Below are 19,735 nucleotides of genomic sequence, written 5' to 3'. Positions count from 1 at the left end.
AGGGAGAAGGAGCAGACATGACACAGGATATGGCCCTGAGGGGCGCGCCGAGGGGCGGCTTCCTCGATCGCGAGCGGATCGTCGCCGAGCCCGGCTTCAACCGCTGGCTCGTGCCGCCGGCGGCGCTCGCGGTGCATCTGTGCATCGGCATGGCCTACGGGTTCTCGGTCTTCTGGCTGCCGCTGTCGCGCGCGATCGGCGTCTCGGAGGCGCGCGCCTGCCCGGACATGACGCTGCTCGGAGCGCTCGTGACCACGACCTGCGACTGGCGCGTCAGCGATCTCGTGTGGATGTACACGCTGTTCTTCGTCTTCCTCGGCGCGGCGGCGGCGATCTTCGGCGGCTGGCTGGAGCGGGCGGGCCCGCGCAAGGCGGGTCTCGTCTCGACGCTCTGCTGGTGCGGCGGCATGGCCGTCTCGGCCTTCGGCATCTACACGCACCAGCTCTGGATCATGTGGCTCGGCTCGGGCGTCATCGGCGGCATCGGCCTCGGGCTCGGCTACATCTCCCCGGTCTCGACGCTCATCAAATGGTTTCCCGATCGTCGCGGCATGGCGACCGGCATGGCCATCATGGGCTTCGGCGGCGGCGCGATGATCGGCTCGCCGCTCGCCAACATCCTGATGAACCATTTCAAGACGCCGGACAGCGTCGGCGTCTGGCAGACCTTCCTGACGCTCGCCGTCGTCTATGCGCTCTTCATGCTGGCGGGCTCGCTCGGCTACCGCGTGCCCCCGCAGAACTGGCGACCCGAAGGCTGGACGCCGCCGGCGGGGACGACGAAGATGATCGCGGCCGGCAACGTCGCCCTCTCGGACGCGCACAAGACGCCGCAGTTCTGGCTGCTCTGGTCCGCGCTCTGCCTCAACGTCTCCGCGAGCATCGGCATCATCGGCGTCGCCGCGCCGATGATCCAGGAGCTGTTCGGCGGCGCGCTCTTCGGCGAGCCCGGCGTCGCCTTCACCGCCTTCGACGATGCGCAGCGCAGCGCCGCCGCGGCGGTGGCGGGCGGCTTCGTCGGCCTGATCTCGCTCTTCAACATCGGCGGGCGCTTCGCCTGGGCCTCGCTCTCGGACCGGCTCGGGCGCAAGGCGACCTATGCGATCTTCTTCGCGCTCGGCACCGCGCTCTACCTCGCCGCGCCGACCCTCGCGGCCTCGCAGGCGCTGTTCCTCTTCGTCGCGGCCTTCTGCATCATCGCCTCGATGTATGGCGGCGGCTTCGCGACGATCCCGGCCTATCTCGCCGACATCTTCGGCACGCAATATGTCGGCGCGATCCACGGGCGGCTGCTGACCGCCTGGTCGACGGCCGGCGTGCTCGGACCGCTGATCGTCGCCTATCTCCGCGACGCGCAGATCGCGGCGGGCGTTCCGCGCACCGAGGTCTACGACACGATCTTCTACGTGCTCGCCGCGCTCCTCGTGGCCGGCTTCGCCGCCAACCTCCTGGTGCGCCCGCTGGCCGCGAAGTGGTTCATGGCGGAAACCGGCACGGGACCCGCCGCGGCGACCGGCACCCCGGTCTCCGGCGGCTCCTACGGCATCGGCAAGGGCGGCTTCACGCCGGCCGCGGCGCTCGCCTGGACCGCGATCGGCCTGCCCATCGCCTGGGGCGTCTGGACGACGCTCTCGAAGGCGCTGGTGTTGTTCCAGTAGAGATCGAGATCGTGGGGGCGCTCGACGGCGCCCCCGTGAGACGGAAGAAAAACCCGTCCGCCCCGTCAGGACGCCCCGGAATCCCGCAGGCCCATGCGCTTGTTGTAGGCGAGGGCGGCGAGCGTGCAGGCCGCGCCCGAGAACAGATAGACGCCGACCGCGCCGAGGCCGAACTGGGCGGAGAAGCCGAGCGCGACGAGCGGCGCGAAGCCGGCCCCGAGGAGCCAGGCGAGATCGGAGGTCAGCGCCGAGCCGGTGTAGCGGTTCTGGCTGGTGAAGTTGGAGGCGACGGAGCCGGCGGCCTGGCCATGGGCGAAGCCGAGAAGGGCGAAGCCGATATAGACGAAGGCGGTCTGGCCAACCGACCCGCCGCCGAGCAGGAAGGGCGCGGCGACGGAGAACACGGCGATCGCGACCGCGCAGATGCCGAGCAGCTTGCGCCGTCCGATCCGGTCCGCGACGAGGCCCGACAGCGCCGTGCAGACGAGGCAGAGAACCGCGCCGCCGAGCTGCGTCAGCAGGAACTCGCCGACCGAGCGGTCGGAGAAGATGTCGATGTAGGAGAGCGGGAAGATCGTCACGAGGTGGAACAGCGCGAAGCCCGCCAGCGGCACGAAGGCGCCGAGGAGGATCGCCCGGCCCTGCTCGCGCAGGAGCTCCATCACGCGCACGGGCTTGAGGTCCCGGCTGTCGAAGAGCTGCACGAACTCCTCCGTCGCGATCAGGCGAAGCCGCGCGAAGAGGGCGACGACGTTGATCGTGAAGGCGACGAAGAACGGATAGCGCCAGCCCCAGCCGAGGAAGTCCTCGGTCGAGAGATTGAGGACGAAGAAGGCGAAGAGGGCGCTCGCCACGATGAAGCCGATCGGCCCGCCGAGCTGCGGCAGCATGGCGTAGAAGCCGCGCTTGTTCTCCGCGACGTTGAGGGCGAGCAGCGAGGCGAGACCGTCCCAGGCGCCGCCGAGCGCGAAGCCCTGGCCGGCGCGAAAGACGATCAGCGAGACGATCGACCAGGCGCCGATCGTCTCGTAGCCCGGCAGGAAGGCGATGGCCGCCGTGGAGCCCCCGAGCAGGAAGAGGGCGATGGTCAGCTTCACGCCGCGTCCGTGCCGCCGGTCGACCTCCATGAAGAGGACCGAGCCGATCGGCCGCAGGATGAAGGCGAGACCGAAGATGACGAAGGAATAGAGCGTGCCCGTGAGCTGGTCGACGAAGGGAAAGACCAAAGCGGGGAAGACGAGGATCGAGGCGATGCCGTAGACGAAGAAGTCGAAGGCCTCGGCCGAGCGCCCGATCACGACGCCGATGGCGATCTCGGCGGGAGAGACATGCCCGTCGGAGGACACCTGCCTCGCATCGTCTTCGATGCCGCTCGAGGAGGGCATCTCCTGGATTGTCGCAGCCATGACGGCATCCTCTCGGCCGTTGCGTCGCGTCCATGCCGTCCGGGCGATCGCGGGGACGGCGGCGTGCGACTTTCGCTCCCGTTTCGAATAAGGCCCCGGACGGTGCGGCGTCAAACGCCCGGGCTTGGACAAAACGTCCAATGCCCTTTGCTGCACCGCCCCCTTATGTCGAGGCTCACGCGACGGACGGGACTCTCTCGTGCCGGTCGGGAAACCCGGAGCAGGTCCGCGGCGACGATCCGAGGATCGACCGAGACCCGCGGCATGGGGTCTTCTCGAAATTCGGACTCGATTTTCCCAAGGTCCGATGCGCAGATTCGCAAGCGTGCGGTAGGAAGCGTTCCCTCGGGAGCGCACCGGATCGAAACCGCGCGGTACTGGAATGGAGATGGTCGCCTTGCGCACGAACGCTCTGCGCATCCTCGGGATGCTGCCCCTCCTCGGCCTCGTCGCCGGCTGCAACCTCGTGGTGATGAGCCCGTCGGGCGACGTCGCCGACCGGCAAAGCCAGCTGATCGTCGCCTCCACGATCCTGATGCTGATCATCATCGTGCCGGTGATCGCCGCGACGCTCCTCTTCGCGTGGCGCTACCGCGCCTCCAACAAGAGCGCGACCTACGATCCCGACTGGCACCATTCGACGGGTCTCGAAGTGCTGATCTGGACCGCGCCGCTGATGATCATCATCGCGCTCGGCGCCCTGACCTGGATCTCGACGCATCTTCTCGATCCGTATCGCCCGATCGAGCGGCTCGACGCGGCGCGGCCGGTGACGGCGGAGATGAAGCCGCTGACGGTCGAGGTCGTGGCGCTCGATTGGAAGTGGATGTTCCTCTATCCCGAGCTCGGGATCGCGACGGTGAACGAACTCGCCGCGCCCGTCGACCGGCCGATCGCCTTCAAGCTCACCTCGGCCGCGATCATGAACTCGTTCTTCATTCCCACGCTGGCCGGCCAGATCTACGCCATGCCCGGCATGGAGACCAAGCTCCATGCCGTGATCAACAAGCCCGGAATCTACGACGGCTTCTCCGCCAACTACAGCGGCGCGGGCTTCTCGAAGATGCGCTTCAAGTTCCACGGGCTCGACGAAGCGGGCTTCGACCAGTGGGTCGCGAAGGTGAGGGCGGAGGGCGGGACGCTCGACCGCGCGCGCTATCTGGAAGTGGAGAAGCCGAGCGAGGGCGAGCCGGTGCATCATTACGCGACCGTCGACCCGTCGCTCTACGAGGCGATCCTCGGCATGTGCGTCGAGCCCGGCAAGATGTGCATGCACGAGATGATGATGATCGACGGACAGGGCGGCGTCGCGGAGAACCACGAGGTCAACCGCGAGCGCCTCGTCCACGACCGCACCGGCTCGCACGAGGGCTTCGGCTACGGCAGCGGGCATGCGCCCGCCACGGGCATGGCCGCCGAGGAGGCCCCCGGTGCGACCTTCCCGGCATCCGGCCGCGACTCGAAGTCGGAAGACCAGCCCGACGGGATGCAGCCGGACGAAGGCGGCCCCGCGGCTCCGGCCGGACAGGGGCAGGGGCAGGGGCAGGCGCCCGCCGCCGATCCGCATGCCGGCCACACCATGCCCTCGGGCGAGACCATGCCCGGCATGACGCACGACGCGCCCGCGGCCGGAACCACGCCGGCTCCGGCGGCGCCCTCCACGGAAACGGGTTCGTCCTCCCCCGCGCCCGCACAGCTCAACCAGAACTAAGCCCGCGAAAGAACGGATCACGCCATGTTCGGCAATACGGATCTTCAGCAGCTCATCTTCGGGCGCCTGACGCTCGACGCCATTCCCCTGCACGACCCGATCCTCCTCGTCACCTTCGCGGTGGTCGCCATCGGCGGCATCGGGGTCGTCGGCGCGTTGACCTATTTCAAGCTCTGGACCTATCTCTGGAAGGAATGGTTCACGAGCGTCGATCACAAGAAGATCGGCATCATGTACATCATCCTCGCGCTCGTCATGCTGATGCGCGGCTTCGCCGACGCGCTGATGATGCGCGCGCAGCAGGCCATGGCCTTCGGGCAGGTCGAGGGCTATCTCCCGCCGCACCACTACGACCAGATCTTCACCGCGCACGGCGTGATCATGATCTTCTTCGTGGCCATGCCCTTCGTCACCGGCCTCATGAACTTCGTGGTGCCGCTGCAGATCGGCGCGCGCGACGTCGCCTTTCCCTTCCTCAACAACTTCTCGTTCTGGATGACGGCCGCCGGCGCGGTGACGGTGATGATGTCGCTCTTCGTCGGCGAGTTCGCGCGCACCGGCTGGCTCGCCTATCCCCCGCTCTCGGGAGCGGCCTACTCGCCGGGCGTCGGCGTCGACTATTACATCTGGGCGTTGCAGATCGCGGGCGTCGGCACGCTCCTGTCGGGCATCAACCTCATCGTGACCATCGTGAAGATGCGCGCGCCCGGCATGTCCATGATGAAGATGCCGGTCTTCACCTGGACATCGCTCTGCACGAACGTCCTCATCGTCGCGGCCTTTCCCGTGCTCACCGCGGTGATGGCGCTCCTGTCGCTCGACCGCTATGTCGGCACGAACTTCTTCACGAACGATCTCGGCGGCAATCCGATGATGTACGTGAACCTCATCTGGATCTGGGGTCACCCCGAGGTCTACATCCTGATCCTGCCGGCCTTCGGCGTGTTCTCGGAGGTCGTCTCGACCTTCTCCGGCAAGCGCCTCTTCGGCTACGCCTCGATGGTCTACGCGACCGTCGTCATCACCATCCTCTCCTACCTCGTCTGGCTGCACCACTTCTTCACGATGGGGTCCGGCGCGTCCGTGAACTCGTTCTTCGGCATCACGACGATGATCATCTCAATCCCGACGGGCGCCAAGATCTTCAACTGGCTGTTCACCATGTATCGCGGCCGCATCCGCTTCGAGGTGCCGATGCTCTGGACGATCGGCTTCATGGTGACCTTCACGATCGGCGGCATGACGGGCGTGCTCCTCGCGGTTCCGCCGGCCGACTTCGTGCTGCACAACTCGCTCTTCCTCGTCGCCCACTTCCACAACGTGATCATCGGCGGCGTCCTGTTCGGCATGTTCGCCGGCACGGTCTACTGGTTCCCCAAGGCCTTCGGCTTCAAGCTCGACCCGTTCTGGGGCAAGACGAGCTTCTGGTTCTGGCTGACCGGGTTCTGGTTCGCCTTCGCCCCGCTCTACATCCTCGGCCTGATGGGCGTGACGCGCCGGGTGCAGCAGTTCGAGGATCCCTCGCTGCAGATCTGGTTCGTGATCGCGGCCTTCGGCGCCTTCCTCGTCCTGTGCGGGATCGTGTCCTTCATCCTCTCGATCGTCATGGCCTTCGTGCGCCGCGACCAGCTGGAGGATACGACGGGCGATCCCTGGGACGGGCGCACGCTGGAATGGTCGACCTCGTCCCCGCCGCCAGCCTACAACTTCGCCTTCACGCCGATGGTGCACGACCACGACGCGTGGTCGGACATGAAGAAGCGCGGCTACAAGCGTCCGCTGGAGGGGTTCCGCGCCGTCCACATGCCGAGGAACACCGGCGCGGGCGTGGTGCTGGCGGGTCTCAGCGTGGTCTGCGGCTTCGCGATGATCTGGTACATCTGGTGGCTGGCGGCGCTCGCCTTCCTCGCCATCGTCGTCACCGCCATCGCCCACAGCTTCAACGACGACCGCGACTTCCACATCCCGGTCGAGGACGTGGTGGCCGAGGAAGACCGGCGCACGCGCGCCCTGATGGCGGGAGCCTGAGACCATGGCGAGCGCATCGACGACGGTCGCGAACACGTCCGACGAGGAGCTGAGGTTCTACGTCGCGCAGGAGGACGGGCACGCCGAAGGCGGCACCATGCTCGGCTTCTGGATCTACCTGATGAGCGACTGCCTCATCTTCGCGGTCCTCTTCGCGGTCTACGGCGTCTACGGACGCTCCTATGCGGCCGGCCCGACGCCGGCCGACCTCTTCGACCTGCCGCTGGTCGCCGTCAACACGGCGATGCTGCTCTTCTCGTCCATCACCTACGGCTTCGCCATGCTGGAGATGGACAAGGCGAACCGGCGCGGCACGCTGATCTGGCTCGGCGTCACCGGCCTCTTCGGCGCGGCGTTTCTCGGGCTGGAGCTCTACGAGTTCTCCCATCTCATCGCCGAGGGCGCGGGGCCGCAGCGCTCGGCCTTCCTGTCCGCCTTCTTCACGCTGGTCGGCACGCACGGGCTCCACGTCACCTTCGGCATCGTCTGGCTCGTCGTCCTCATGGTGCAGGTGGCGAAGACGGGGCTGCGGCCGGAGAACCGGCGCCGTCTCCTCTGCCTCTCGCTCTTCTGGCACTTCCTCGACGTGATCTGGATCGGCGTCTTCTCCTTCGTCTATCTCCTCGGAGTGCTGTGATGAGCGGACAAACCGCGACAACGCCCGCCGGCCATGCCGAGGTCCACGTCCTCCACGACGAACACCAGGTCGGCCACGGCTCGATGAAGGGCTACGTCACCGGCTTCGTGCTGGCGGTGATCCTGACCGTGATCCCCTTCGCGCTCGTCATGGGCGAGGTCTTCGAGAGCCCGCGCCTGACCGCCTTTCTCGTCATGGGCCTGGCCGCCGTGCAGATGGTGGTCCACATGGTCTACTTCCTGCACATGAACACGAAGTCGGAAGGGGGCTGGAACATGCTGGCCCTCATCTTCACCGTGGTTCTCGTCGTCATCACGATCGCGGGCTCGCTCTGGGTCATGTACCATCTCAACACCAACATGATGCCGATGCCCGGCAACGGCATCGGCATGGAGATGCAGGACACGACCGGCGAAGCGACGCCCGGCGCCTCGATGCGTGGGCACACGATGCAGGACGGAGCGATGCAGGACGGAGCGATGCAGGACGGAGCGATGCCGGGCGGAGCGATGCCGGGCGGGGCGATGGACGGCCACGCGATGCCGGGCATGGAAGGCCATGCGATGCCGGGCCAGCCGAACTGATGGACGACGGCGGCAGGAGATTCCCCTCGCCGCCGACGCCGCCGGATGCGGCGGCTCGCGAACGGGCGCCGCGGTCCCTTGGGGTTCGCATCCTCCTCGGCCTCGCCGCCGCCGTCGTCTTCGCGGCGCTGATCGGCCTCGGCACCTGGCAGGTCGAGCGGCTCGCCTGGAAGGAAGACCTCATCGCGCGGGTTTCGGCGAACCTCTCCGCCGCGCCCGAGCCGGCGCCGGGCGCGACGGGATGGACACCCCGCCCGAGCGACGCCTATCGCCGCGTCGTCGCCACCGGCACGTTCCTGCACGAGCGCGAAACGCTGGTCCAGGCGGTCACCGCGCTCGGCGCGGGATGGTGGGTGCTGACGCCGCTGCGGCGTGCGGACGGAACGCTGCTCCTCGTCAATCGCGGCTTCGTTCCGAACGACCGGCGCGATCCCGCGACGCGGCCCCTCGGCCGGACGACGGGCGAGACGACGGTCACCGGCCTCCTGCGCCTCACCGAACCCGGCGGCGGGTTCCTGCGCGCCAACGATCCCGCGGCCGGGCGCTGGACGTCGCGCGACGTCGCCGCCATCGCGGCGAGCGTGCTGCCGGGCGAGGCGGTCGCGCCCTATTTCGTCGATGCCGACGCGACGCCGGTGCCGGGCGGCCTGCCCGTCGGCGGCCTCACCGTCGTCGCCTTCCGGAACCACCACCTCGTCTACGCGCTCACCTGGTACGGGCTCGCTCTGCTGCTGGCCGGGGGAATGGCCTATGCCGTGCGGGACGAGTGGCGGCGGAGCCGGGCGGGGAGGGGGCATCGTTGAGCATGGCGCGGACCTTCGCGGGATGGCATGTGCGGCTCGGACGGCTCGTGCGTCCGACGCATCACCGGACCGCGACCCCGGCGCCGATCGATCAGGCCGGCCGCAAGAACCTCCTGCTCCTCATCCAGCTGCGCTGGTTCGCGGTGGCGGGACAGGTGCTCTCGATCCTCGTCGTGCGCTACGGCTACGGCTCGGATCTGCCGCTCGCGCCGATGGCGGGCGTCATCGCGGGGCTCGTGACGCTGAACCTCGTCAGCCTCGTGCGCCTCACCCGGCGCGAGCGCGTGGAGAACGGCGAGCTCTTCGTCTCGCTCGTCCTCGACGTCCTCGCGCTCACGCTGCAGCTCCATCTCAGCGGCGGCGCCGACAATCCCTTCGCGCCGCTCTATCTCCTGCAGGTGACGGTGGGGGCGGTGCTCCTGGAAGCCCGCTGGACCGGCGCGCTCGTCGCGCTCGCGATCCTCTGCTTCGCCGGCCTGACGCAGCTCTACCGCCCGCTCGACCTGCTCTCGGCCGACGCCGCGCATCTCGTCGATCCGCAGACGCTCGGCATGACGATCTGCTTCGTCCTCAACGCCGTCCTCCTCGTCGTCTTCGTGACGCGGATCAACCGCAACGCGCGCGAGCGCGACGAGCGGCTCGCCTTCCTGCGCCAGCGCGCGGCGGAGGAGGACCACATCGTGCGGATGGGCCTGCTCGCCTCCGGCGCGGCGCACGAACTCGGCACGCCCCTGTCGACGCTCTCGATCATCCTCGGGGACTGGCGGCGGATGCCGCTTCTGACCAACGATCCCGAACTCTGCGCCGAGATCGACGCGATGCGGAGCGAGGTCGCGCGCTGCAAGTCGATCGTGACGGGCGTCCTGCTTTCGGCCGGCGAGGCGCGGGGCGAGTCGGCGGCCGTGACGACGCTTCACGCCTTTCTCGACGGTCTGACCGCCGACTGGGGCGCGACGCGGCCGCAGGCGGGTCTGCGCTACGAGAACCGCGTCGCGGAGAACATCTCGATCGTCGCGGAATCGACCCTGCGCCAGGGCGTCTTCAACGTTCTCGACAACGCCTTCGACGTGTCGCCGGATGCGATCGCCTTCATCGCGGCGCAGGACGAGGACGTGCTCGTCCTCACGGTGTCGGATGCCGGACCGGGCTTTCCGCCGGAGATCCTCGCCGAGATCGGACGCCCCTACCGCTCGACCAAGGAGCGCCGGGCCGGCGGTCTCGGCCTGTTCCTGGTCTTCAACGTCGTGCGCAAGCTCGGCGGAACGGTCGCGGCGCGCAATCCTGCGCGCGGCGGGGCCGAGATCGAGATCCGCCTGCCGCTCGCAACCCTTGCGATCGACGACGACGACGGCGAAGCCGAGGGGCCGAACCGGTCGGGCACAGAGGGACGGGAAGGGACGGACGGGCATGGATGAGCCGCGCTTTCTCGTCGTCGTCGACGACGACGCCGTCTTCGCGGCCTCGCTGAAACGCTCCTTCGAGCGGCGGGGCTATGCGGTCGAGATCGCTCCGACGCAAGGCGCGCTCGAGGCGCTTCTCGCGCGCCGCACGCCGGGCTACGCCGTGGTCGACCTGAAGCTCGCCACCACGTCCGGGCTCGACTGCGTGCGCACGCTCCACGCGCACGACCGGACAACCCTCATCGTCGTGCTCACGGGCTTCGCGAGCATCGCCACCGCGGTCGAGGCGATCAAGCTCGGGGCCTGCCATTATCTCGCCAAGCCCTCCAACACCGACGACATCGAGGCCGCCTTCTCCAAGGCCGAGGGCGACGTGGCCGTGCCGCTGACGGAGCGGCCGACCTCGATCAAGACGCTGGAATGGGAGCACATCCACGAGGTGCTGGTCGCCACCGAGTTCAACATCTCGGAAGCCGCGCGGCGTCTGGGCATGCATCGGCGCACGCTGGCGCGAAAGCTGGAGAAGCGGCAGGTGAAGTGAGGAGCGAAAGGACCGCCGGGCGGGGAAAAGCCTTCGTCCCGTCATTTCGAGACGAAGGCTTTTCCAGGTGCGGCCTCGTCGTTGGAGGCCGGCTCCGTCAGAGGCTCGGATAGAACTTCTCGAGGCGCGCGGGCGCACGCTCGTGGGCGGGCGGCACGACGAGGAACCGTCCGTCCGGATCGTCCCGCCAGCGCTCCACATGCTCCTTCTCGACGGCAACGTCATAGCGGCTGGTTCGGATGGTGCCGGGCTCCACGGTGAAGTCGGCGTCTCTCCAGGTGATGGTCTGCACGTTCACGTCTCCATTTCGAGGACGAGCGCGACAGGGCCGCCGGAGATGGGCGATCTTGTGACGCCATGGGCCGCGACGGCGCGCGCAAGGGCGGGCCCGCCACGCTCGACATCCCCCAAAGCGTTGACGGATCTCGGGAATATCGCGCAACAAAACGTGAGGCCGCGTCTCTTGCTGCGCTCCACGCGGAGCGGATCGGCTCGATCGGGAACGCCGGTTCCCGGCCGGCGTCGCCCGCGGCGATCTCAAAATCCCGGGGCTGCGCCGCGCTGCGCGAAGCTGAGGCGGTTGTCGGACGGGCCGATCACGAAGCTGAGGTCATCGCCGAGATGGATGCTGCCGGTCCGGTGTTCCAGAACGCGCCCGCGGTAACCGTAGATGAGGCGCGTCGAGCGGAACAGCGAGGTGCCGGGCGCGACGTCGAGCTCCCGCGCATCGTCGGCATCGGCGGGCGTGACGGAGATCCGCTCGGCCTTCTCGACGGTGATGTCGTAGTCGTACCAGAGGGCCTTGGCGCGCTCGGCCATGGTGAGATCGTCCTTGGGAGACAGCGGGAGATGGACGATCTCGGTCGTGAAGATCCGGTCCCTGTAGGCGCGCGTCCTCGTGAACCGCAGGACCTGCGAGCCGATCGGACAACCAAAGAGCGCCGACATCTCCGCCGTCGCCTGGACGATCCGGGGATCGCAGACCGCGAGCGTGCCGAGAACCGGCCGCCCCTCGCCGTCGCGCGTGTTGATGAAACGGTGATTGCTGTTGTTCTCGGACTGGTTGACGACGGTCGTTCCCTTGCCGGGAACGCGCATCACCATCTGCATGTCGCACAAGGCGCCGAAGGCCTTGCGCACCGTGCCGAGACTGACGCCGAGATCGCGCGCCAGATCCGCCTCGTTCGGGATCACCGAGCCCGCATTCCACTCCCGCGAGACGATGCGCCTCACGAACTCGTCCGTCACCTGTTCGTAAAGGGGCTTGACCTCGAAGGCTGGCGACACCGGTTCCGCTCTCCCTGTTTGGAACCACAATAGATGGCCAACCATGCAATCGCGATCAAGTCCTGTTGCGGTCGCGGGACCAAGATTATCGAGCCGATCGCCACCACAACACACTGCCATACAAAGTATTCATTGAGTGATTCCACCGGTTCAATCAGTCCATGCTCTCTGACAAATCTATAGGATATCCGAATGAGGATATCCTAAGCCCTCCGCAGGATGGAAGAAATTCACGTGATAATTCCGACGCTTATGCTCTCGTAGACAGGTTCGCACAATATCGTAAGGGCATCTTGTCTTTGCACTTCACAGCAACAGCAGGAGAGTTTCGTGCGACGAGTCTTGGCGGCTGCCGCCTTCACCATGGGTTCCTGCGCGGTCGCGTCCGCCGCCGTCGGAACGATCAACTTCACCGGGAACGTCGCGGCGACGTGCAGCCTGTCCGTGACGAACGGCTCGGCCATCATGACGCCGTCGAGCAATCTCCAGACGCTGAGCTCCAAGAACGGCGGCGGCACGGCCGGGACGGTCGCGGTGACGACGACCGGCGGCGTGGTCCTGGGCGTCGACGCGGCATCGAGCCTCATCCAGCCCACGGGCGACGTGACGGCGACGACCTGGACGCCTTCCTACAGTCTGTCCGGCGTCTCCACCGTCAGCGACACCAGTCTTCCCTCGACGATCTCCTCGCCCGGCACCGGCACGATCAACGTCAACCTCACGGGCACCAAGAGCGGCATCAACAGCTTCGTCACCGGTTCCTACTCGGCCGTCGTGACCGTGCGGTGCGAGCCGTGACGGATCGGAGCGGGTTCGACGCGGCGACGCGGGCGGGACTGCTCGCCACGCTCGCGCTCGCCGCCACGACCGGGACGGCGGGGGCCCAGTCCATGTCGCCGATGCGCGGCGTCGTCGACAGCTTCACCGAAGGCTTCGCCCTCCGGGTCTATCCGAGCAATCCCTACGACCAGCGCATCCGCGTGGAGATCAAGGTCTACGACCAGGACTTCCACGAGGTGAGGGCCGACGTCCGCCCGGCCGACTTCACCCTGGCCGCCGGGGCCTCGCGGAAGGTGACCGTGGTCGTTCCCTTCGCCGGCGTCGCCGACCGCAAGGTGCGCGTCTGCACGGAAAGCATTCCCTTCCCCAACCAGCAGACCCAGATAAGGACGCAAGTATGTGGAAAGTTCTTGGGGCGTCGTCGCTCCTGATGCTGGCCGTCCTCGCCGGTCCGGCCGGGGCCGAGGACATCCTCTATGTCGACCGGGGCGACAACGCCTTCAACCTGCCGGGCGTCACGCTGCCGCAGGGCCAGGACGAGGTCCATGCCGCCGACGGCACGACCTGCCGTTCCGCGGTCGGGGGCACCGGGACCTATCTCGACGTCGGCGCGATCAAGGGCAATCTCCGGTCCTCCTCCAACGTGGCGACCTATGCGCGGGTCGTCATTCCCCTCGGCCGCCAGACCTCGCGCCTCGACTGCGCCCGTCTCTACGAGCTGGAGGTGGAGCGTCTGAAGATGGAGCTCTCGCTTCTGAAGATGGGCCTGCCGTCCGGCGGAGCGCCGGCCAAGGAGGGCGAAACGCGCGATGCCGGGCTCTGGATGAAAGAGGGATGGTCGGATGATGGCCGCGCTGGAACGGCGAACTAGCGGTCTCGTCCGCGTCGCCGGGCAGGAGGGGGCCCGGCACGGCCGCCATCGGCTCGCCGGATGCGCCCTCGCTCTGGCGCTCGCGGTCTCGGCTCCCCTGTCCGGCGCTGCGGCGGCCGGGTACGGGCGGTGCACCATCACGGTCGTGAACGCGGGCACGCTGACGCCCAACGGCGCGCTGAAGACCCTGTCCTCGGGCAATCCCGGTGGCATCCCGGCGCGGGCACGCGTCGAGACCGACAGCGGCGGCATCATCGTTCCGACGCTTCTCTGCTCGCTGAACCTTCTCATCAACTGCTTCACCGTCAGCGTCGTGCCGCCCTCCGGCTTCGACACCGCGCCGGCGACGGTCGGCGCCGATGTCGGCTTCGCCGCGAGTTTCGACAGCGGCACGTCCCTCGGGATCAGCTCGCGCGTCCTCCTCTACGGCGTCTACAACCTCGCCTTCAACCTGACGGCGACCAAGACCAGCGGCGTCTTCGCCTCCGGCTCCTACACCGCCAAGCCGACGATCCGCTGCGAGTGATGCCGAAGATCCGTCAGGCGGATGCGCGGGCCGGCCCCGCCGCGGCGCGCGCGCCGTCCAGCCGCGCCGGCCGCCCGAGCAGGTAGCCCTGCACCGAGCCGCATCCGAGATCGCGCAGGAGCGACAACTGGCTCTCGGTCTCCACGCCCTCGGCCAGCGTCTCGATGTCGAGATCGCGCCCCATCAGGAGGACGGCCTTGATCACCGCCAGCGAATGGCGATCGCCCTCGGCCGAGGCGACGAAGCTGCGGTCGATCTTGATGCGGTCGACGGGAAAGTCGCGCATATGGGCGAGCGAGGAATAGCCGGTTCCGAAATCGTCCATGGCGATCTTGATGCCGAGCCGGCGCAGATCGGACAGGAGATGGGCGATCTGCGCGCCGTCCTCCACGAGCGCGGTTTCCGTCAGCTCGATCTCCAGACGGTGCGCGGGCAACCCGCTGCGGGCGAGCGCGCCGACGATGTGCGCGCGCAGGAGCGGCGAACGGAACTGCGCCGTCGACACGTTGACCGCGACATGGCGACCGTCGCTCCAGCCCGCCGCCGTGCGGCAGGCCTCCTCGAGCACCCAGGCGCCGATCGTGACGATCTGGTCGGATTCCTCGGCGAGCGGCACGAAGACGGACGGCGAGATGGACCCGAGGTCGGGATGGTCCCAGCGCAGCAGCGCCTCGTAGCCGACGATCTCGTTCGAGCCGAGCGAGACGACGGGCTGGTAGGCGAGATGGAGCTCGCCGTTCCCGAGGGCGCTGCGAAGGTCGAGGATCATCCGATGGCGCTTGGCCGCGGCCTCCTGCATCCCGGAGCGATAGATCGCGAACCGACCGCGACCCTGGCGCTTGGCCTCGTAGAGCGCGATGTCGGCGCGTTGCATCCATTCGTCGGAGGACTGGCAGTCCGCGCCGGCCGCGATGCCGATGCTGCAGCCGATCGTCGTGGTGAGATCGCCGATCCGGAAGGGCGTCGCGGCCGCTTCCACGATGTCGCGCGACATCTCGCTCGCGGCCCGAAGGTCGCCGATCGAGATCACCGCCATCTCGTCGCCGCCCAGACGACCGACGAAGCCCTCCGTGCCCACGACCGCGACGAGCCGCTCGGCCGCCTGCACCAGGAGCTGGTCGCCGACCGCGTGTCCGTAGGTGTCGTTCACGATCTTGAAGCGATCGAGGTCGAGCACGAGGAGATGAACCGAAGCGCCCGACGCGAAGGCCTGCGCGAGACGCTGGCCGAAGGCGCGGCGGTTGCCGAGACCGGTCAGCGCGTCGTGAAAGGCGAGATGGCTCAGCTCGCGCTGCGCCGAGCGCGCGGCGGTCACGTCGTCGAAGGTGATGACGACCCCGCCGCCCTGGACCGGATTGCTGTCGACCGCCGCGATCCGGCCGTCCGGCAGGACATGATCGGCCGCGTCCTGCGGGTTCGAGCGCAGGTGCCCCAGCATGCGCTGACGACACGAGGACCGCGTCTCCCCCGTCCAGTTCCCCGCCTTGGCCATGGCGCCGATGAGCTGGTGCACCGACATCCCGATCCGCAGATCCTCGCTCGGGATCGCGAACATCTCGCGGAAGCGCTCGTTGAAGAGCTCCAGCCGACCGGCGCCGTCGACGAAGACGAGGCCGTTCGACATGTTCTGAAGCGCCGTCGAGAGGATCGTGGCATGGGCCCGCTCCTGCGCGTCGAAGCGACGGGCGCTGAGAAGGGCCATCAGCGCCCCGACGAAGATCACGACCGCTCCGAGAAGAACGAGAAGGCCAAGGACCGTGTGATCGGCGGCCCTGCCGTCCGAGCCGGCACGGCCCGTGAGCGTCAGGCCGGAAATGGCGGTGAAATGCGTGCCGCAGACCGCCGCGGTGAAGAGAAGGCAGGTCATCCGGTTCGAATTGGCGAACCGCGCGACGCCGCGGCCGGCGCCGAGGATCACGGCTCCGACGAGGCAGGCGAGGATCGCGGTTTCCGGCGACTGGACCTGGACGCATCCGTCGAGCGCGGTCATGCCGGTGAAGTGCATGGCGCCGATGCCCAGACCCGCCAGGGCCCCCAGGGCGGCGGCGGCTCGCCGGTCCCGGAAGCAGACGGTGGCGGCCAGGGGCACGCCGACGGCGACGACGCCGATCAGCGCCGAGACGGCGGTGAGCTGCAGGCCGTATCGGATCGGCAGGTCCGGCCGGTAGCCGAGGACGGCGACGAAATGCGTCGTCCAGACGCCGAGCCCGGCGACGATCGCCGTGCCGGCCAGCCAGACCGCCCGCGACGGGCCGGCCACCCGCCGCGAGCGGCGCAGGAGCTCACCGAGGAGGGAGCCGGCGACCAGACAGATGGCGAGCGCCACGACGACGCTCGCGATCGAATGCTCTGCGGCAAGGCGAGAAAGCGTGAGAAACATAAGGTGATGCTATTGTCGAAGCGGTAACGCATGTCTCAACGGGCATGGTTAACGTGGCAATTGACCTGCGACATCTTCATACTTCGTAAGTTTACCTGAGTTTCCGAACGGCGCGCGACCGCCGGAAGGGACGCGGAAAGCGGTTGAAGACGGTTCCCGAACGCCTTAGTCTGCAAAAGCTTTCTGGAAGGAATAACACGCTGGCCTTTCCACCTGCCGACCAAACCGCGTCCCGGACCCTGCTGCACACGGTGGCGAAGCTTCATTACGAGGCGGAGTTGAGCCAGGTCGAGATCGCCAAGCGAATGGGCCTGTCCGCGGCCACGATCTCGCGCCTGCTGCAGCGTGCCAGGACCGAGGGCATCGTGCGGATCGAGGTTCGCGACCTCGCCACGCCCGGCGATCTCGTGCGCGATCTCAAGGAGCGGCTGACGCTGAAGGCGGCGGCCGTGGTGGAGACGCCGAGCGGCGGACGGCTCGACGCCCTCTCCGCGCCGGTCGGCGATCTCCTGCGCCAGGCCGGTCTCAGACCCGGCTCGGTGCTCGCCATCGGCTGGGGCCGGGCGGTGCGGGCGGTGGTGGAGGCGGGGTTGCCGGGCCTTCCCGGCACGCTCGTCGTCCCCGCGACGGGCGGCATGCAGCAGCACGCACCGCATTTCCAGGTCAACGAGTTCGTGCGCATGGCGGCGGAGGGGATGGGCGGCCTGCCGCACTTCATCCACGCGCCCTACCTGCCCTCCGCCGCCGCGCGCGAGGCGCTTCTCGAGGACCCGACCATTGCCGCCAGTGTCGCCCTGTGGGACCGGGTCGAGGCGGCCGTCGTCGGCATCGGGCTGCCCCACGCGGAGAACGCGCCCTCCGCCAGCGCCGCGACGCCCGACGAGCAGGCGCTCGCGGACGCCGCCGGCGACGTCATCCGGCATTATTTCGACGCGGCCGGACGGCCCAAGGCCTGGGAGGGCGAGCGGCGCATGATCGCGATGTCGACGGACCAGCTCCGCCGCGCGCCGCTCGTCATCGGCGTCGCGATGGGCGCGGCCAAGGTCGGCGCGATCCTCGGCGCGGTGCGCTCCGGCCTCGTATCGGCGCTCGCCACCGACACGCAGACCGCCGAGGCGCTGCTCGACGCGGCGTGAGCCGCGCGGACCCTCAGCGGACCCGCATCGCCTCGACATAGGCGCGGACCGCCCCGGCGAGCCCGAGTTCCAGCGCGTCGGCCGTCAGGGCATGGCCGATCGAGGCCTCCGCCGCATAGGGCATGCGCTCCACGAGCGGCGGAAGGTTCGAGAGCGTCAGGTCGTGCCCGACATTGACGCCGAGGCCGAGATCGACCGCCCGGTCGCCCGCCCGTCCCAGAGCGTCCAGCGCCCGCGCCGCCGCGCCGTCGTCCGAATGCGTCGCGCCATAGGGACCGGTGTAGAATTCCACGCGGTCCGCGCCCGTCTGCGCGGCGATCTCCAGCCCGTCCGGCGTCGGGTCGGCGAAGAGCGACACGCGCAGGCCCGCATCCTTCAGCCGCGCGACGGTCTCGGTCAGGAACGCGCGCCGGGCGGCGAAGTCGAAGCCGTGGTCGGAGGTCGACTGCGTCGGATCGTCCGGCACCAGCGTCACCTGATGGGGCCGGTTGGCGAGGACGAGATCGAGGAAGTCCGGCGAGGGATAGCCCTCGATGTTGAACTCCGCGCCCTCGCCATGCTCGGCGACGAGGCGCGAGAGGACGGGAAGGTCGGAGAAGCGGACATGGCGCTGGTCCGGCCGGGGATGGACGGTGATGCCGTGCGCGCCGGCCTCCAGCGCGATGCGCGACAGGCGCGCGGGATCGGGCCAGGGCAGGTCCCGGCGGTTGCGCAACATGGCGATCGCGTTGACGTTCACCGAAAGCTTCGGACCTGTCGCAGTCATGATGCCCTCCCTCGAGCCGAGCGGGAACCTAGAGGAGAGGCCGGCCGAGGGAAAGGCGGCGCGGCGTCAACGCCCGGCCTTCGCGAAAACGTCGGGGGCGGGGATGCCGGGCGCGGCATCCGGCGTTGCGGGTTCGGGGGCGGCGGGATCGGGGGCGGCGACTTCGTCCACCTTGTCGCGCACGATCAGGATGTGATCGCGCATGGCCGTGGCGGCGGTCTCGCCGTCGGCCTCGACGATGGCGCGCACGATCCTGTCGTGCTCGGCCTGGGAGCCCTCGATGCGCCGCTCCAGCTCGAACTGCATCTTGCGGAAGGGAGCGAGGCGCCGCCGCACGCCGAGCGTCGTTTCCTCGAGGAAACCGTTGCCGGACCCGCGATAGATCGCATTGTGGAACCGTTCGTTGTGGTCGCGGAAACCGTCGATGTCGTTCTCGGCGACGCAAACGGCCCCCGTCTCGTGCAGCGCGGCGAGCGCCGCCTTCTCCTCGCCGGTCATCGACGCCGCGCAGAGCCGCGCGCAGAGCGCTTCCAGCTCCGCCATGACGACGAAGGCCTCGTCGAGTTCGTCCGGCGTGAGATTGGCGACGATCGCGCCCCTATGCGGCCGGGACGCGGCGAGGCCGATCGTCTCCAGCTGCCGCAGCGCTTCGCGGATCGGCGTGCGCGACACGCCGAACTCCAGGGCGAGGCTCGTCTCGTCCAGCGCCTCGCCGGGCCGCAGGATGCCGTGGACGATCCGGTCGGACAGGGCCTCGCGGATCATCTCGGCGGTGGTGCGCTTGGAGGGGGGCGGGGTAGAGGTGGGACGGCGGGCCATGCCAGAGGTTGTAGCGGCTTGGCGCAGCCTGAACAGGGGCGGCGAGGCGGTCCGCCGGGGGAAACCCGCCCGTCCGTCGCGCTCGCGCCTCCTGGGACGTCGTCTCACCCCGCGCCAGCCCCGCGCCGCGGCAGCGCAGCCCGGCACGGCACGGCGCGGCCGTGGTGGTCAGGCCGCCCTGGCGCGGGAGGCGACATAGGCGCGCCATCCGCCGAATTGCGTCACCTCCACGGATCCGGCGAGGGCTGCGGGCTCGCAGACGAAGCCGGAGATCTCGCGCCCGTCGTCCAGCACGAGCTTGCCGATGCCGAGGGGCTGCGGGATGCCGGCGACGAAGCGGCCGAAGCCGGCGGGATCGAGCGACCAGATCTCCACCGCGATGCCCGGCCCCTCGAAACCGGG

Annotated in this window: 18 protein-coding genes and 2 pseudogenes; 13 read left to right on the top strand and 7 right to left on the bottom strand. The window is 68.7% G+C overall.

The features are described from left to right. The first annotated feature begins 17 nt into the window (after positions 1 to 17). Entirely contained in the window at positions 18 to 1,658 is a 1,641-nt protein-coding gene (locus tag ASG43_RS06505) for an OFA family MFS transporter (RefSeq protein WP_056502006.1), read from the top strand. Between the two features lie 65 nt (positions 1,659 to 1,723). On the opposite strand, the gene ASG43_RS06500 is transcribed toward ASG43_RS06505, so the two are convergent. Continuing rightward, positions 1,724 to 3,064 (bottom strand): MFS transporter, encoded by a 1,341-nt coding sequence (locus ASG43_RS06500; RefSeq protein ID WP_056502003.1) that lies wholly within the window; start codon positions 3,062 to 3,064, stop codon positions 1,724 to 1,726. A 388-nt stretch (positions 3,065 to 3,452) separates the two neighbouring features. Between ASG43_RS06500 and cyoA the strand changes: the two genes are divergently transcribed. From cyoA to ASG43_RS06465, 7 genes and pseudogenes are all read left to right on the top strand, one after another. Then, positions 3,453 to 4,775, top strand: a complete 1,323-nt coding sequence (gene cyoA / locus ASG43_RS06495; RefSeq protein ID WP_082490704.1) for a ubiquinol oxidase subunit II — start codon at positions 3,453 to 3,455, stop codon at positions 4,773 to 4,775. Between the two features lie 24 nt (positions 4,776 to 4,799). Further along, entirely contained in the window at positions 4,800 to 6,803 is a 2,004-nt protein-coding gene (gene cyoB, locus ASG43_RS06490; protein WP_056502000.1) for a cytochrome o ubiquinol oxidase subunit I, read from the top strand. A gap of 4 nt (positions 6,804 to 6,807) precedes the next feature. After that, positions 6,808 to 7,440 carry a cytochrome o ubiquinol oxidase subunit III gene (gene cyoC / locus ASG43_RS06485; protein ID WP_056501999.1) on the top strand — a complete coding sequence of 211 codons (633 nt, stop codon included), beginning with the start codon at positions 6,808 to 6,810 and terminating at the stop codon, positions 7,438 to 7,440. Continuing rightward, positions 7,440 to 7,811: pseudogene (cyoD, locus tag ASG43_RS23475) on the top strand (cytochrome o ubiquinol oxidase subunit IV); the annotation flags it as partial. The gene cyoC and the pseudogene cyoD, both read left to right, overlap by 1 nt. A gap of 212 nt (positions 7,812 to 8,023) precedes the next feature. Further along, complete coding sequence (locus ASG43_RS06475) at positions 8,024 to 8,827, top strand: SURF1 family protein (RefSeq protein ID WP_082490692.1); 804 nt, start codon at positions 8,024 to 8,026, stop codon at positions 8,825 to 8,827. Positions 8,828 to 8,829: 2 nt separating this feature from the next. Next, a complete protein-coding gene (locus ASG43_RS06470) occupies positions 8,830 to 10,242 on the top strand; it encodes an ATP-binding protein (RefSeq protein WP_082490691.1) in 1,413 nt (470 codons plus the stop codon). Continuing rightward, positions 10,235 to 10,768 (top strand): response regulator transcription factor, encoded by a 534-nt coding sequence (locus ASG43_RS06465; protein ID WP_056501996.1) that lies wholly within the window; start codon positions 10,235 to 10,237, stop codon positions 10,766 to 10,768. Before ASG43_RS06470 ends, ASG43_RS06465 begins: the two co-directional genes overlap by 8 nt. A gap of 97 nt (positions 10,769 to 10,865) precedes the next feature. On the opposite strand, the gene ASG43_RS06460 is transcribed toward ASG43_RS06465, so the two are convergent. Beyond that, complete coding sequence (locus tag ASG43_RS06460) at positions 10,866 to 11,060, bottom strand: hypothetical protein (RefSeq protein WP_156386538.1); 195 nt, start codon at positions 11,058 to 11,060, stop codon at positions 10,866 to 10,868. A 245-nt stretch (positions 11,061 to 11,305) separates the two neighbouring features. Next, entirely contained in the window at positions 11,306 to 12,055 is a 750-nt protein-coding gene (locus ASG43_RS06455; RefSeq protein ID WP_056501992.1) for a GntR family transcriptional regulator, read from the bottom strand. Between the two features lie 330 nt (positions 12,056 to 12,385). On the opposite strand from ASG43_RS06455, the gene ASG43_RS06450 reads away from it, so the two are divergent. The 4 genes from ASG43_RS06450 to ASG43_RS06435 are packed head-to-tail and all read left to right on the top strand — an operon-like array spanning position 12,386 to position 14,232. Then, positions 12,386 to 12,853 (top strand): hypothetical protein, encoded by a 468-nt coding sequence (locus ASG43_RS06450; protein ID WP_244488005.1) that lies wholly within the window; start codon positions 12,386 to 12,388, stop codon positions 12,851 to 12,853. 38 nt (positions 12,854 to 12,891) lie between these two features. Further along, positions 12,892 to 13,266, top strand: coding sequence for a hypothetical protein (locus ASG43_RS06445; protein ID WP_056502189.1), 375 nt, complete (start codon positions 12,892 to 12,894; stop codon positions 13,264 to 13,266). Beyond that, positions 13,233 to 13,706 carry a hypothetical protein gene (locus ASG43_RS23240; protein WP_056501987.1) on the top strand — a complete coding sequence of 158 codons (474 nt, stop codon included), beginning with the start codon at positions 13,233 to 13,235 and terminating at the stop codon, positions 13,704 to 13,706. The genes ASG43_RS06445 and ASG43_RS23240 overlap by 34 nt, the downstream gene beginning before the upstream one ends. Continuing rightward, the gene (locus ASG43_RS06435) at positions 13,678 to 14,232 is read left to right on the top strand and encodes a hypothetical protein (RefSeq protein ID WP_156386536.1); all 555 of its coding nucleotides are present in this window, start codon (positions 13,678 to 13,680) and stop codon (positions 14,230 to 14,232) included. The genes ASG43_RS23240 and ASG43_RS06435 overlap by 29 nt, the downstream gene beginning before the upstream one ends. A 13-nt stretch (positions 14,233 to 14,245) precedes the next feature. On the opposite strand, the gene ASG43_RS06430 is transcribed toward ASG43_RS06435, so the two are convergent. Next, on the bottom strand, positions 14,246 to 16,612 hold the full coding sequence (locus ASG43_RS06430) for an EAL domain-containing protein (RefSeq protein ID WP_056501982.1): 2,367 nt from the start codon (positions 16,610 to 16,612) through the stop codon (positions 14,246 to 14,248). A 239-nt stretch (positions 16,613 to 16,851) separates the two neighbouring features. Between ASG43_RS06430 and ASG43_RS06425 the strand changes: the two genes are divergently transcribed. Then, positions 16,852 to 17,748 (top strand): sugar-binding domain-containing protein, encoded by an 897-nt coding sequence (locus ASG43_RS06425; RefSeq protein WP_056502186.1) that lies wholly within the window; start codon positions 16,852 to 16,854, stop codon positions 17,746 to 17,748. Between the two features lie 13 nt (positions 17,749 to 17,761). On the opposite strand, the gene ASG43_RS06420 is transcribed toward ASG43_RS06425, so the two are convergent. The 3 genes and pseudogenes from ASG43_RS06420 to ASG43_RS23065 form a co-directional block, all read right to left on the bottom strand. Then, entirely contained in the window at positions 17,762 to 18,514 is a 753-nt protein-coding gene (locus ASG43_RS06420) for a pyridoxine 5'-phosphate synthase (RefSeq protein WP_056501980.1), read from the bottom strand. A gap of 66 nt (positions 18,515 to 18,580) precedes the next feature. Beyond that, the gene (locus tag ASG43_RS06415) at positions 18,581 to 19,333 is read right to left on the bottom strand and encodes a GntR family transcriptional regulator (RefSeq protein WP_156386534.1); all 753 of its coding nucleotides are present in this window, start codon (positions 19,331 to 19,333) and stop codon (positions 18,581 to 18,583) included. A 168-nt stretch (positions 19,334 to 19,501) separates the two neighbouring features. Continuing rightward, a pseudogene (locus tag ASG43_RS23065) lies at positions 19,502 to 19,735 on the bottom strand (allophanate hydrolase); the annotation flags it as partial.

Origin of the sequence: Aureimonas sp. Leaf454 (genome assembly GCF_001424685.1) — a bacterium.
Classification (GTDB): Bacteria; Pseudomonadota; Alphaproteobacteria; order Rhizobiales; family Rhizobiaceae; genus Plantimonas.
Note: the sequence above shows the minus strand (reverse complement) of the source record. Positions and strands in the feature narration are given on the sequence as shown.